Here is a 13,356-nt window from a genome sequence, read left to right as displayed (position 1 = left end):
CGGTGTCCACTAAACGTGTTCACCGGGTTTCCGATGCACCGTTGTGGATCCTCGCCGTTTGGGCGAGCGACTCCCCACCTGGTGGTGAGGCGGGCCTCCGCGGGCCAACTGATCCTCTCGCCGCCTGTGGTGGGCGGCGGGGATCACGCCGGGACTGGCTGGCACCGGGAAGGTGTCGGCCGGCTCGACGGTGCTTGACCACCTCGGGTAGCGCGACGGCTGCTGTGGGGGTGGTGGGTCCGCCGCCCGGGGTGCGGGTGGCGATGATGGCTGCCGCGATCAGGTCGCGGTGCCCGGAGAACTTGCAGTGCGGGCAGGTCAGGGTCCGGCCACGGGGTTTCGGCACCCGCCGCAGACAGGCGGGGCAGGTGGAGGAGGTGCCGCGCTCGTTGACCGTGTCGACGGTGATGCCCGCCTGGACAGCTTTGTCGGTGAGGACCTGCATCAGGCGGCCGATCTGCCACTGCCGCAGCCGCAGGTTGTGCCGCCGCCCCGCGTCGATGTCGAGGACCCCTCGCGGGTCACCCACCCTGAGCACACCGACCCGCTGCTCTACCGCCCACGAGACCACCGTGCGGGCGGCTTCGTGCTGGGCCTGCCGGACCCTGCGCCGATGCCGACCCTCCCCCAACCGCGCCCGCCGCCGGTATTTCCGCCACCGCCGTGACCCTTGCTGGCCCGGCTTCGGTGCCCTGCGGGCCACGGCGCGGCGGCGGGTCTTGGTGTCGGCGAGGTGCATGCGGTGCTCCGCGCGGATCGCCCGCCCCGACACCAACAGCCCCTCACCAGCGGGGCCGGCCACCGCATACGGGTGAATGATCCCCACATCCACCCCCGCCACCCGGTCCGGGTCCGGCCCCTGGCCCGCCGGATAGGTTGCCACCGGAACCTCGGCGGTCACGTCGAGGAACAGCCGGCCGCCCTCGCACAGCAGGGTGACCGAGCGGACCTGCTCGACCGGGTAGGGCACCTCCCGCGCCAGCCTGACCCACAACGGCGACGTGCCCCTGGCCGTGGGGAGGCGGACCCGACGGCCGTCGAGGGTGAACGTGCCGTGATACCAGCGCACCGGCATCAACGCCCGCCGACGACGCGGAAACCGCACCGACAGGTCACCGTCCTGGCGGGCTTTCGCCGCCGCGAACCACGCATCGGAGAACCGCCGCAACACCGACCGGGCACCCGTGCTGTCCAACTCGCCGAACGTGCCCGGCCCCGGCCCGGACAACTCCCGACACAACTGCTGATAACCAGCCAGCGGCGCATCCTGGCGACGGCGTCGCCACGCGTTGACCTCCAGGACACACGCCCACACGTCACCGGCCGAGCGCAGCAATCCGAAACACCGCCGCCGCTGCCCAGCCGTCACCCGCAGAGCTACACGAGCCGTGCGATACACGACCCGAGGCCCGTTGGGATCCCGACGACGAGGCACAACCACACCCAACCCAACGGGTACGACAAATTCCGGCAGCGACCAATCCGACGAACGTAAGTGGACACCGCGATAGCCGCCGCCCGGCGCGCCAGGCCATCGCGGGCGGTGAACCCGGCCTCCTCCTCAGGAGGAGACGACCTCCGCCACTGGGTCGGGCTGGCCGGCGGGGACGGGCGCAGCGAGCGGAGCACCGACGGCCGGGGACCGGCGGGCGGCCCGTCTGCGCCGGAGCGGGCGTCAGGCCGGGGGTCTACGCAGGTGGCGGCTGGGCCGCCCGCGCCCGCGCCGCCGGATCGCTCGGTGGCTCACTCGTCGGCGCCGGGGGCGGCCGGGCCGGAGCGGGCGTCGCGCAGCGGGTCGGCGGCCGCCGACCGGTCCGGGAACGGCGGCGGGGTGCCCCCGAAGGTCGGGCAGTGCGCCTGGTGGCTGCACCAGTCGCAGAGCCGGCTCGGCCGGGGCCGGAAATCCTGGCGCGCGGTGGCCTGCTCGATGGCCTGCCAGAGCGCCACCACCGTGCGCTCGAAGCGCAGCAGCTCCTCGGCGTCCGGTGAGTAGTCGCAGACCTCGGCGTCCTTGAGGTAGAGCAGGCGCAGCACCCGCGGCACCACCCCCCGGGTGCGCCACAGCACCAGCGCGTAGAACTTCAGCTGGAACAGCGCGCGGGCCTCGAACGCCTCCCGGGGCGCGCCGCCGGTCTTGTAGTCGACCACCCGCAGCGCGCCGTCCGGCGCGACGTCGAGGCGGTCGAGGTAGCCCCGGATGAGCAGCTGCTCGTCGACCACCGCCGAGATCAGGCTCTCCCGCTCGGCCGGCTCCAGCCGGCGCGGGTCCTCCACCGCGAAGTAGCCCTCCAGCAGCCCCGCCGCCGAGCGCAGGAACTCGGCGGTGCCCGCCTCGTCGCCCGGGTCGAACAGGCCGGCCAGCTCGGGCTGCTCGGTGACCAGCCGGTCCCACTGCGGGGCCACCAGGCCGCCTGCGGCGTCCGGGGTGCGCCCGCCGGCCGGCAGGTCGAACAGCCGCTCCAGCACCGCGTGCACCAGGGTGCCCCGGGCCTGCTCCACCGTCGGGCGCTCGGGCAGCCGGTCGATGCTGCGGAACCGGTAGAGCAGCGGACAGGTCTTGAAATCCGCCGCCCGCGACGGCGACAACGACGCCCGGATGGTGGCCGGCAGCGCCGCCGCCGGAGTGGCCTGCTCGTCGATCACCGGTTCCGCCGTCATGTCCCGAAGGTTAGGGCACCGGTGTGACAGGGCCGTGATCGGCGCACCGGAGCATGATCGGCACGGCGTAGCATCGGGGCGGTGAACCCCCGCACCCGAGCGCCACGCCGGTCCGGCCGGCGCACCGGCCTGACCGTGGGCCGGGTGTTCGGGGTGCCGCTGCACGTCAACGTGTCGATGCTGCTGCTGACCCTGCTGATCACCGTGACGTACGCCGAGTTCGCCCGCGACCGGCTCGACCTCGGCCCGCTGGGCGGTTACCTGATCGGCCTCGGCTTCGTCGTCTCGCTGCTCGGCTCGGTGCTGCTGCACGAACTCGGCCACGCGCTGACCGCCCGCCGGTACGGCATCGGTGTGCGCGGGATCACCCTGGAACTGCTCGGGGGCTACACCGAGATGGAGTCCGACGCCCCCACCCCCCGGGTCGACCTGCTGGTCTCCCTGGCCGGTCCGGCGGTCTCCGCCGTGCTCGGCGCCACCGCCGTCGGCGTCACCATGGCCCTGCCCCCGCACACCCTGGCCCACCAGCTCGCGCTGCAGGTGGCGCTGAGCAACGTGATCGTCGCGCTGTTCAACATCCTGCCCGGGCTGCCGCTGGACGGCGGCCGGGCGCTGCGCGCCGCCGTCTGGGCGCTCACCCGGGACCGGCACCGGGCCACCGAGATCGCCGGCTGGGTGGGGCGCGCCGTCGCGGTCGGCACGGCGGTGCTGGTCGTGCTGCTGACCGTGCAGCGGCTGCTGGTGCCGCTGGCCCTGCCGCTGATGCTGCTGGTCGCCGTCACCCTCTGGCGCGGCGCCGGCCAGTCGATCCGGTACGCCCGGATCAGCCGCCGGGTCCCGCTGATCGACCTGGCCCGGCTGGCCCGGCCGGTCTTCGGCGTGCCCACCGGCACGCCGCTGGCCGAGGCGCAGCGCCGGCACGCCGCGCAGGCGCCGGCCGGGGCGGCGGTCACCGTGGTCGACGGCGCCGGCCGGCCGGTCGCCCTGGTGGACCCTGCTGCGGCGGACGCCGTACCCCCGGAGCGCCGGCCCTGGGTGGCGGTGGACGCGGTGGCCCGGCCACTGGACCGGCTGCCCGCGCTGCCGGCCGGGGTGGCCGGCGACCGGGTGATGGAGACGGTGCAGCGCCACCCGGCCGCACAGTACGTGGTGACGGCAGGCGAAGATGTGGTCGGCGTTCTGCACATCGGGGATCTCGCCCAGGTCCTCGAACCCACACGGAAGATGAACAGGTGACCGCAGCACATCCCCCCGCCCTCCCGGCCGAGAACGGCACCCCGGCGCCCGTCGCCGTCCCGGACCTGCCCCCGGTGCACCGGGGGCCGTTCCGCCCCGGCGACGGGGTGCAGCTGACCGACCCGAAGGGGCGGATGCACACGGTCGTCCTGGAGCCCGGCAAGGCGTTCCACACCCACCGCGGCATCCTGGAGCACGACGCGCTGATCGGGCAGCCCGACGGCAGCGTGGTGACCACCTCCGGCGGCGGCACCGCGTTCCTCGCGCTGCGCCCGCTGCTGTCGGACTACGTGCTGTCGATGCCGCGTGGCGCGCAGGTGATCTACCCGAAGGACTCGGCGCAGATCGTCGCGATGGGCGACATCTTCCCCGGCGCGAAGGTGCTGGAGGCGGGCGCGGGCTCCGGGGCGCTCAGCTGCTCGCTGCTGCGCGCCGTCGGCACCGGCGGCGAGCTGCACTCGTACGAGATGCGCGACGACTTCGCCCAGATCGCCCGGCGCAACGTCGAGTCCTTCTTCGGCGCCCCGCACCCGGCGTGGCGGCTGCACGTCGGCGACGTCGCCGACTGCCCGGAGACCGGTTTCGACCGGATCATCCTGGACATGCTCACCCCGTGGGAGACCCTCGACATGGTCGAGCGGGCGCTGCTGCCCGGCGGGGTGTTCATCGGCTACGTCGCCACCACCCCGCAGCTGTCCGAGCTGGTGGAGGCGCTGCGCGAGCGCGGCGGCTGGACCGAGCCGCGGGCCTGGGAGTCGCTGGTACGCGACTGGCACGCCGAGGGGCTGGCGGTCCGCCCGGACCACCGGATGATCGCGCACACCGCGTTCCTGGTCTCCGCGCGTAAGCTCGCCCCGGGCGTCACCGCCCCGCCGCGGCGTCGCAAGCCCAGCAAGGGCGCCGAGGCGTACGCCGAGCGCAAGCAGGCGCTGCGCGAGGCGGCGGCGGCCCGGCAGGCGGCGGCCGCCCAGGCCGCCGGGGTGGAAGCCGCCGCGACGGGCGAGGCGGACGCGTCGTGACGGCGGGGCGGGGCGGCTGGGAGTGAGCGGGCGGATTCCGCCGGCCGGTGCGGGTCGGCGGCGCGACCTGGGGGAGAGGGCATGAGTCGGCCGGGCTTCGGCGGTGGTGGGGATCTGCCGGCGGTGTTCCCGGACTGGTCGCCCTACCAGGACCTCGAATCGGCGGCGCGGGCCTACCTTCGGGACCCGGACATCGCCCTGGAGGCGCTCGGTGGGGTGCTGCGCGGCGCGTCCGTGCTCGGCTTCACCCTGGAACGCTTCGTCAACGAGGTCAACGGGGTGTGGCAGGAGGTCGTCGTCTGCGACGGCAGCCGCCTGGTGCTCTGGCACGGCGAGGACGTGCCGCCGGGGGAGGGGCCGCCCGGGTCGATGACCTCGTCGCTGCGGGTGGTGCCGGTCTCCACCGTCACCGAGGTCGGCTGCCGGCGGCGGCTGACCCGCGCCGACAGCGGCGAGGTCCGGGTCGACAGCATCGACGTCTACCTGCTGCTGACCTCGCTGGACGAGGCGCCGCCCGGCGACGAGATGGTGGGGGCGCCCCGGCACGACGCGCTGCGCTTCGGCAAGACGCTCGACGACGGCGGCGCCGGCCAGATCGCCCGGCTGGAGGAGTTCGCCCGGCTGGTCGCCTCCGTGGTGGGCCGCCCGGTGCTCTGAGGGCCCGACCGACGCACGCGGGGCCGCGGACGACATCGTCGTCCGCGGCCCCGCGACGTCTGTGCCCGCTCGGGCGGGTCAGTCCTCCTCGGCCTCCGGGCCGGCCACCTCGACGCCGTCGCTGCCGCGCACGACGTGGATGCACTCGCCCGGGCACTCCTTCGCCGAGTCGATCACCTCCAGGCGCAGGTGCTCCGGCACGTCCACCCGGCTGCCCGCGGCCAGCCGCAGCTCACCGTCGGGGCCCTTGACGTACGCCAGGCCGTCGACGTCGAACTCGAAGACCTCCGGCGCGTACTGCACGCAGAGCCCGTCGCCCGTGCAGAGATCCTGGTCCACCCAGACCTGAAGCTGGTCCGTCACGACCTCCGCCACGATGCACCCCCCATGTTCTCCCGTCCCACGCCCCGACGGTACCCGAACGCCCGTACCCGACCCGGAGGCGACCCTTGGCGATCAAGGTTCGGTGACGAGGGTGTTGCGTAGGACCGAATCGCGCTCATAGCGGCTAGTGTTAGGGCAGAACGTTCAAGCCCCCCGGGGAGGTGGGACGTGGCACGCAGCGACGACGCGGACTCGCGCGCCGCACGGTGGGAAAAGGAAGCCCACGATCTCTCCACGCAGGTCGCGTTCCTGCAAGAGGAACTCGCTCTGGTGCGGCGCAAGTTGACCGAAAGCCCCCGACACGTCCGGCAGCTCGAAGAGCGGCTGGCGGCCACCCAGGCACAGTTGGCGCGGCTGACCGAGAACAACGACCGGCTCGTGAGCACCCTCAAGGAGGCTCGCGCGCAGATCGTGACGCTCAAGGAGGAGATCGACCGGCTGGCGCAGCCACCGAGTGGCTACGGCGTCTTCCTCGCGCGGCACGACGACGGCACGGTGGACATCTTCACCGGCGGACGCAAGCTCCGGGTCGCCGTCTCGCCCTCGCTGGACGCCGCCGAGCTGCGGCGTGGCCAGGAGGTGCTGCTCAACGACGCGCTCAACATCGTCGACGCCTTCGGCTACGAGCGGGTCGGCGAGGTGGTGATGCTCAAGGAGATCCTCGCGGGTCCGGACGGCAGCACCGGCGACCGCGCGCTGGTGGTCTCGCACTCCGACGAGGAGCGCATCGTGCACCTCGCGGAGACCCTGATCGGCTCGCCGATCCGGGCCGGCGACTCGCTCATGATCGAACCCCGCTCGGCGTACGCGTACGAGCGGATCCCGAAGAGCGAGGTCGAGGAGCTCGTCCTGGAGGAGGTGCCCGACGTCGACTACGGCGACATCGGTGGCCTCCAGTCGCAGATCGAGCAGATCCGCGACGCGGTGGAGCTGCCCTTCCTGCACGCCGAGCTGTTCCGCGAGCACCAGCTCCGGCCGCCGAAGGGCATCCTGCTCTACGGGCCGCCCGGCTGCGGCAAGACGCTGATCGCCAAGGCGGTGGCCAACTCGCTGGCCAAGAAGATCGCCGAGCGCCGGGGTGAGGAGAAGCACACCAGCTTCTTCCTCAACATCAAGGGCCCCGAGCTGCTCAACAAGTACGTCGGCGAGACCGAGCGGCACATCCGGCTGATCTTCCAGCGGGCCCGGGAGAAGGCCGGCGAGGGCACCCCCGTCATCGTCTTCTTCGACGAGATGGACTCCGTCTTCCGCACCCGCGGCTCCGGCGTCTCCTCCGACGTCGAGAACACGATCGTCCCGCAGCTGCTCAGCGAGATCGACGGTGTGGAGGGGCTGGAGAACGTCATCGTGATCGGCGCCTCCAACCGGGAGGACATGATCGACCCGGCCATCCTGCGCCCCGGCCGGCTCGACGTGAAGATCAAGATTGAGCGTCCGGACGCCGAGGCGGCCAAGGACATCTTCTCCAAGTACATCCTCTCCGGGCTGCCCCTGCACCCGGACGACCTCGCCGAGCACGGCGGTGACCCGCAGGCCACCGTGGCGGCGATGATCGACGCGGTCGTGCTCCGGATGTACTCCGAGACCGAGGAGAACCGCTTCCTCGAGGTGACCTACGCCAACGGCGACAAGGAAGTCCTCTACTTCAAGGACTTCAACTCCGGCGCCATGATCCAGAACATCGTCGACCGCGGCAAGAAGATGGCGATCAAGGAGTTCCTCACCTCCGGGCGCAAGGGTCTGCGCCTGCAGCACCTGCTCGACGCCTGCGTCGACGAGTTCCGCGAGAACGAGGACCTGCCCAACACCACCAACCCGGACGACTGGGCCCGGATCTCCGGCAAGAAGGGCGAGCGGATCGTCTACATCCGCACGCTCGTCTCCGGCGGCAAGGGCGCCGAGGCCGGCCGGTCCATCGAGACCGCCAGCAACACCGGCCAGTACCTCTGACCGGACGACGACGAAGCCCCGCGGCGCCCGCGCCGCGGGGCTTCCTCGCATGTCACGACACGTTCACCTGGGCGCTGCGTCCCCAGGGGGTCAAATGCCGGACTCGTCGGTAGACTTCGCACACCGCCGTCGACCGTCCGAGGAGCTTCGTGTCGTCCGAGCTCACCGTCCTCGAGCCGCCCACCACGGCGGTCGAGGACGCGCACCCGCCCGCCCCGACCCGGCGCCCCTGGCGACGGGGTCCGGTCGTGCTCGCGGCGCTCATGGCGGCCTGGGGCGTACCCGCCGCCACGCACGCCCTGCACGGCGGCTGGCTGCTGCCGCCGCTCGTGCTGCTCGCCACCGCCAGCGTGCTGCGCGGCGGCCGTACCCTGCTCGACCGGCTGGTGCTCGCGCTCGCCCTGCTGCTCGGCGCGGCCACCGCCGGCGGACTGCTCTTCGCCGTCTGGCCCTGGGGCATGCGGCCCGTGCCGCTGACCGGCGTCGCCCTCACCGTGGTCGTCCTCGCCGCCGCCGCGCTGCGCCGACGCCCCCGCCTGCCGCGCCCCGGCCGGGTCGACCTGTTCCCCGTCGCCGGCACCGCCGCGATGCTCACGTACCTCTCCGCGCCCTGGCAGCGCGCCACCGACCTCGCCGACCAGCTGAGCATCCTCGCCCGCGGCGAGGACAACTGGCGACACCTGGCCCTCTTCGACGTCGTCGGCCGCCTCGGCGGCTACGCCTTCGTCGACCCCGCCGCCGCCAAGGACCAGATCCTCTCCCAACTGCTCTACTACCCGCAGGGCTGGCACCTGGTCACCGCCATGCTCGACGGCTTCCTCACCCCCGTCGGCGCCGCGCCCCGCGGCGCGGCCGCCGTCGACCACTACGCCGGCTGGCTCATGGCCAGCTTCGGACTCCTCGTGCTGGTGCTGCTCTGGGCCGCGCACCGCATCGCCGGACCCGTCCACCCGCTGCACCGCATCGTGCTCACCGTCGTCGTCGGCGCCCTGATCCTCGGCACCCAACTGCCCCGCCTGCTCGTCTCCGGCTACCCGACCGAGATCCTCGGGCTGGCCCTCACCGTGCTGCTCGCCGCGCTGGTCGGCCGGCCGCTCGCCAACACCCGCGAACAGGTCGTCCTGCTCGCCGCGCTGCTCGTCGCCATCGGCTTCACCTACTACCTGTTCCTCCCGCCCGCCGCCGCGCTGGTGCTCTGCTGGGTGCTCGGCCACCGGCGGGAGGCGCTGCGCCGCTGGCCCACCGTGCTCGCCGTCGGCCTCCTCACCGCCCCCCTCGCCCTGGTCGCCCCGCTGCTCGGCGTGCTGCGCGCCAAGCAGACCGAGGCGCTGGCCGTCAACGGCGGCATCGAGGCCCGCACCGAAGCCTGGCGCGCACTCATCTGGCTCGGCGGCATCATCGGGGTGGCCCTGCTCGTCCAGGTCCGCCGCGCCGACCCCACCTGGCGGCGCTGGCTGCTCGTCGCCGCCATCGGCGTCGCCCTGCCGCTGGGCATCGCGCAGTACAACACCACCTCCGGCGTCGAGCCCGGCTACTACTTCATCAAGTCCACCCACCTGGCCACGGCGCTGCTCGTCGTCGGCGCCGCCGCCGTGATCCGGCTGCTGCCCGTACCCCGGCCCGGCCGGTCGCCGCGCGGCATCGCGACCACCGTCGCCGGCGTCCTCACCGGAGTCGTCGTCATGGCCGTCGCCGTGACGCTCTGCGGCGTCACCGGATGGCACCCGAGCCTGCTCATCGCCAACGAGCGGACCTGGACGCAGCGGTGGGTGCACCAGGACCTGCACCTGCCGTCCAAAGAGGCGTGGGTCTGCGCCGCCGCCGCGCAGCGGTACCCCGACCTGCCCGACACCACCACCATCGTCCTCGACCGCGGCCCCTACCGGGGCTACGTCGAGACCCTCTGCGTCGACGCGCTGCACGGCACCACCGCGCGCACCGAACCCGGCGTATACAACCTGGACTTCCTCGAACCCGAACGCACCGACCAGATCGTCCGGCGGGTCTCCGGGCCGATCCGCTTCATCACCGCCGACCCCCGCGCCGAACGCCGGGTCCAGCGGCTGATCAGGAAGGACCCGTCGCTGCGCCACCGGATCAGCTTCGTGCCCCTCACTGTTCCCGAGTGCGACGTGCTCCCCTCCGAGCCGCCCCCCGTGCCCGGCGCCCCGCCCGCGACACCCGAGCCGCCTGTGCCGGCGTGCCCCCCTACGCCCTGAGGCGGACTACGCTCGACGTGACGGGGGACCGGGTCGGGCGAGCGAAGCGGGTAGGTCGATGAGCGTTAGACGGATCATGGGCACCGAGGTCGAGTACGGAATCTCCGTGCCCGGCCAGGCCGGAGCCAACCCGATGGTCACCTCCTCCCAGGTGGTCAACGCCTACGGAGCGCGCCCCGAGCTCAACCGCGGCGGCCGGGCCCGGTGGGACTACGAGGAGGAGTCGCCACTGCGCGACGCCCGCGGCTTCACCTACTCCGGAGCCGCGTACGACCCCGCCGAGGCGCTCGCCGACGAGGACCTCGGCCTGGCCAACGTGATACTCACCAACGGCGCGCGGCTCTACGTCGACCACGCCCACCCCGAGTACTCCACCCCAGAGGTGACCAACCCGCTGGACCTGGTGCGCTGGGACAAGGCGGGGGAGCGGGTGATGGCCGAGGCCGCCCGCCGCGCCGCCACCATCCCCGGCACCCACCCGATCCACCTCTACAAGAACAACACCGACAACAAGGGCGCCAGCTACGGCGCGCACGAGAACTACCTCATGCGCCGGCAGACCCCGTTCGCCGACATCGTGGCGTACCTGACGCCGTTCTTCGTCACCCGGCAGATCGTCTGCGGCGCCGGCCGGGTCGGCATCGGCCAGGACGGCGGCCAGAGCGGTTTCCAGATCTCCCAGCGGGCCGACTTCTTCGAGGTCGAGGTCGGCCTGGAGACCACCCTCAAGCGGCCCATCATCAACACCCGGGACGAGCCGCACGCCGACGCCGACAAGTACCGGCGGCTGCACGTCATCATCGGCGACGCCAACCTCTCGGAGATCTCCACCTACCTCAAGCTCGGCACCACCGCGCTGATCCTCACCATGATCGAGGAGAAGGCGCTCGGCGCCGACCTGGGCATCGCCGACCCGGTCAGCGAACTGCGCGCGGTCAGTCACGACCCGTCGCTGAAGCACCTGATGCGGATGCGCGACGGCCGCCGGCTGACCGCCCTCGACGTCCAGTGGGCCTACCTGGAGCGGGTCCGGTCCTTTGTCGACGACCGGTACGGCGACGACGTCGACGAGCAGACCACGGACGTGCTGGACCGGTGGGAGAGCGTGCTGGACCGGCTCGGCCGCGACGCGTTCCTCTGCGCCGACGAGCTGGACTGGGTGGCCAAGCTGCGGCTGCTGGAGGGCTACCGGGAGCGGGAGAAGCTCGGCTGGGGCTCGCACAAGCTCCAGCTGGTCGACCTGCAGTACTCCGACGTGCGCCCGGAGAAGGGCCTCTACCACCGGCTGGTGTCCCGCGGGTCGATGAAGACGCTGCTCGACGACGAGCAGACCCGCACCGCCATGGTCCAGCCGCCGGAGGACACCCGCGCCTACTTCCGGGGCCGCTGCCTGGCCCAGTACGCCTCCGAGGTGGTCGCCGCCAGCTGGGACTCGGTGATCTTCGACGTCGGCCGGGAGTCGCTGGTCCGGGTGCCGATGATGGAGCCGGAACGGGGCACCCGCGCGCACGTCGGCGCGCTCTTCGACCGGTGCGCGAGCGCCAAGGACCTGCTGGAGACGCTCACCGGCGGCTGACCGGCCGCCGACGTACGCCCGTCGGGTGCCGCGAGCCGGCGCGCGGCGGGCTTTTCGTCGCTCAGGCGAGGTAAGTTCATCGCAGACGATCGTGGAGGAGGCAGCCATGGCCACTCGTGACAGCGGCGGGCAGTCGCAGTCGGGCAAGGCCCGTCAGGGCGAGGAGATCGAGGACGTCACCACCGAGGCGAACCCGGAGGTCGCCGAGCGGCACGCCGAGATCACCGAGGACGTCGACGACCTGCTCGACGAGATCGACTCCGTCCTGGAGGAGAACGCAGAAGAGTTCGTTAGGGGTTATGTGCAGAAAGGGGGTCAGTGAGGCATATGTTCGATTTGCGCTCGGGCAAGGTGCGCCCGCAGTGCAAGCCGGCACTTCCCCTCACTGAGTTCCACCGCGACCGCCGACGGGTGGACGCGCTGGCCTTCTACTGCAAGGCCTGCGCGACCGCCCGGTCGGAGGAGAGCCGCCGTAGGCGCGGCATCGCCCCGCAGAAGAGGTCTCCGGTGCCGGTCGCCGAGGGTCTCAAGGAGACCCGGCAACGGCTCCACGGCGGTAGTCGCGAGTACCACCTGCGCCGCCGCTACGGCGTGGGGCAGAAGGAGTTCGACGAGCTCCTGGCCGAACAGGGCGGTGTCTGCGCGATCTGTGGCGGCGCCGACCCGCAACACCTGGACCACGATCATCGCACCGGATGGGTGCGCGGGATACTCTGCTTCAACTGCAACGGTGGTCTTGGCCAGTTCCGTGACAGTCCCACGAGGCTGGCCAGGGCGATCACGTACCTGAGAGGAACCACGTGGCAGCGGGCTTTGATCCATCCGGGCGTCTACCAGATGTGTTCACCAACGCGGGGACGTCCTCCTTCACCTCGTTCCTGAGCAGGGTGGCCCCCGAGATGCTGCCCGGCCGACGGCCGCTGCCGCCGGGCATGGCCGCCGACCTGGCGCCGCACGCGACGACCATCGTGGCCATCTCGGCCGCCGGTGGCGTGGTGATGGCCGGCGACCGGCGGGCCACCATGGGCAACCTGATCGCCCAGCGCGACATCGAAAAGGTGCACCCGGCCGACGCGTACTCGCTGGTGGGCATCGCGGGCACGGCCGGCATCGGCATCGAGCTGATGCGACTGTTCCAGGTGGAGCTGGAGCACTACGAGAAGATCGAGGGCGCGATGCTCTCGCTCGACGGCAAGGCCAACCGGCTCGCCTCGATGATCCGCGGCAACCTCGGCGCGGCCATGCAGGGGCTCGCGGTCGTGCCGCTCTTCGCCGGCTTCGACCTGGCCGCGAAGGACCCGGCGACGGCCGGGCGGATCTTCAGCTTCGACGTCACCGGCGGTCCCTACGGGGAGACCGGCTACGACGCGATCGGCTCGGGCTCGCTCTTCGCCAAGTCCGCCCTGAAGAAGCGCTTCCGCGCCGGGATCTCCGTGAACGACGCGGTCCGGCTGGCCGTCGAGGCGCTCTACGACGCCGCGGACGACGACACCGCCACCGGCGGCCCGGACCTGACCCGGCGGATCTACCCGGTGGTGATGACGGCGACGGCCGATGGCACCCACCGGCTCACCGACGCCGAGACGGCGGCGATCGCCGAGGCGGTCGTGGCCGCGCGGATGGAGAACCCGGGCGGCTGAGGCCCGCTTCCCACCTC

12 protein-coding genes are annotated in these 13,356 nt (G+C 72.5%); 9 read left to right on the top strand and 3 right to left on the bottom strand.

Going from position 1 to position 13,356, the window contains the following annotated elements:
- Nucleotides 1–19 precede the first annotated feature (19 nt).
- Together GA0074696_RS18810 and GA0074696_RS18805 are read right to left on the bottom strand one after the other, a co-directional pair.
- Nucleotides 20–1,369, bottom strand: a complete 1,350-nt coding sequence (locus GA0074696_RS18810) for an RNA-guided endonuclease InsQ/TnpB family protein (RefSeq protein WP_269458681.1) — start codon at nt 1,367–1,369, stop codon at nt 20–22.
- A 374-nt stretch (nt 1,370–1,743) separates the two neighbouring features.
- A complete protein-coding gene (locus GA0074696_RS18805; RefSeq protein ID WP_088962304.1) occupies nt 1,744–2,658 on the bottom strand; it encodes a RecB family exonuclease in 915 nt (304 codons plus the stop codon).
- 81 nt (nt 2,659–2,739) lie between these two features.
- On the opposite strand from GA0074696_RS18805, the gene GA0074696_RS18800 reads away from it, so the two are divergent.
- The 3 genes from GA0074696_RS18800 (at nt 2,740) to GA0074696_RS18790 (ending at nt 5,570) form a co-directional block, all read left to right on the top strand.
- The gene (locus tag GA0074696_RS18800; protein WP_172894333.1) at nt 2,740–3,894 is read left to right on the top strand and encodes a site-2 protease family protein; all 1,155 of its coding nucleotides are present in this window, start codon (nt 2,740–2,742) and stop codon (nt 3,892–3,894) included.
- A 65-nt stretch (nt 3,895–3,959) separates the two neighbouring features.
- Nucleotides 3,960–4,913: a tRNA (adenine-N1)-methyltransferase gene (locus GA0074696_RS18795; protein WP_088964672.1), complete on the top strand. Its 954-nt coding sequence runs from the start codon at nt 3,960–3,962 to the stop codon at nt 4,911–4,913.
- An 81-nt stretch (nt 4,914–4,994) separates the two neighbouring features.
- A complete protein-coding gene (locus GA0074696_RS18790; RefSeq protein ID WP_088962303.1) occupies nt 4,995–5,570 on the top strand; it encodes a hypothetical protein in 576 nt (191 codons plus the stop codon).
- A 78-nt stretch (nt 5,571–5,648) separates the two neighbouring features.
- Here GA0074696_RS18790 and GA0074696_RS18785 read toward each other — a convergent pair whose 3' ends face one another.
- On the bottom strand, nt 5,649–5,945 hold the full coding sequence (locus GA0074696_RS18785) for a ferredoxin (RefSeq protein WP_088962302.1): 297 nt from the start codon (nt 5,943–5,945) through the stop codon (nt 5,649–5,651).
- Nucleotides 5,946–6,122: 177 nt separating this feature from the next.
- On the opposite strand from GA0074696_RS18785, the gene arc reads away from it, so the two are divergent.
- The 6 genes from arc (at nt 6,123) to prcB (ending at nt 13,339) form a co-directional block, all read left to right on the top strand.
- Nucleotides 6,123–7,904, top strand: coding sequence for a proteasome ATPase (arc, locus tag GA0074696_RS18780; RefSeq protein WP_088962301.1), 1,782 nt, complete (start codon nt 6,123–6,125; stop codon nt 7,902–7,904).
- 149 nt (nt 7,905–8,053) lie between these two features.
- A complete protein-coding gene (locus GA0074696_RS18775) occupies nt 8,054–10,123 on the top strand; it encodes a hypothetical protein (RefSeq protein ID WP_197700751.1) in 2,070 nt (689 codons plus the stop codon).
- A 58-nt stretch (nt 10,124–10,181) separates the two neighbouring features.
- A complete protein-coding gene (dop, locus tag GA0074696_RS18770) occupies nt 10,182–11,699 on the top strand; it encodes a depupylase/deamidase Dop (RefSeq protein WP_088962300.1) in 1,518 nt (505 codons plus the stop codon).
- Nucleotides 11,700–11,805: 106 nt separating this feature from the next.
- Nucleotides 11,806–12,021 carry a ubiquitin-like protein Pup gene (locus GA0074696_RS18765; protein WP_074477166.1) on the top strand — a complete coding sequence of 72 codons (216 nt, stop codon included), beginning with the start codon at nt 11,806–11,808 and terminating at the stop codon, nt 12,019–12,021.
- A gap of 5 nt (nt 12,022–12,026) precedes the next feature.
- Nucleotides 12,027–12,581, top strand: a complete 555-nt coding sequence (locus GA0074696_RS18760; protein WP_088962299.1) for an endonuclease VII domain-containing protein — start codon at nt 12,027–12,029, stop codon at nt 12,579–12,581.
- Nucleotides 12,500–13,339, top strand: coding sequence for a proteasome subunit beta (gene prcB / locus GA0074696_RS18755; protein WP_172894331.1), 840 nt, complete (start codon nt 12,500–12,502; stop codon nt 13,337–13,339). Before GA0074696_RS18760 ends, prcB begins: the two co-directional genes overlap by 82 nt.
- The last annotated feature ends 17 nt before the right edge of the window (nt 13,340–13,356 follow it).

The organism is Micromonospora purpureochromogenes, assembly GCF_900091515.1.
Classification (GTDB): domain Bacteria; phylum Actinomycetota; class Actinomycetes; order Mycobacteriales; family Micromonosporaceae; genus Micromonospora; species Micromonospora purpureochromogenes.
The sequence above is the reverse complement of the archived record's forward strand: the minus strand, read 5'-3'. Positions and strand labels throughout refer to the sequence as shown.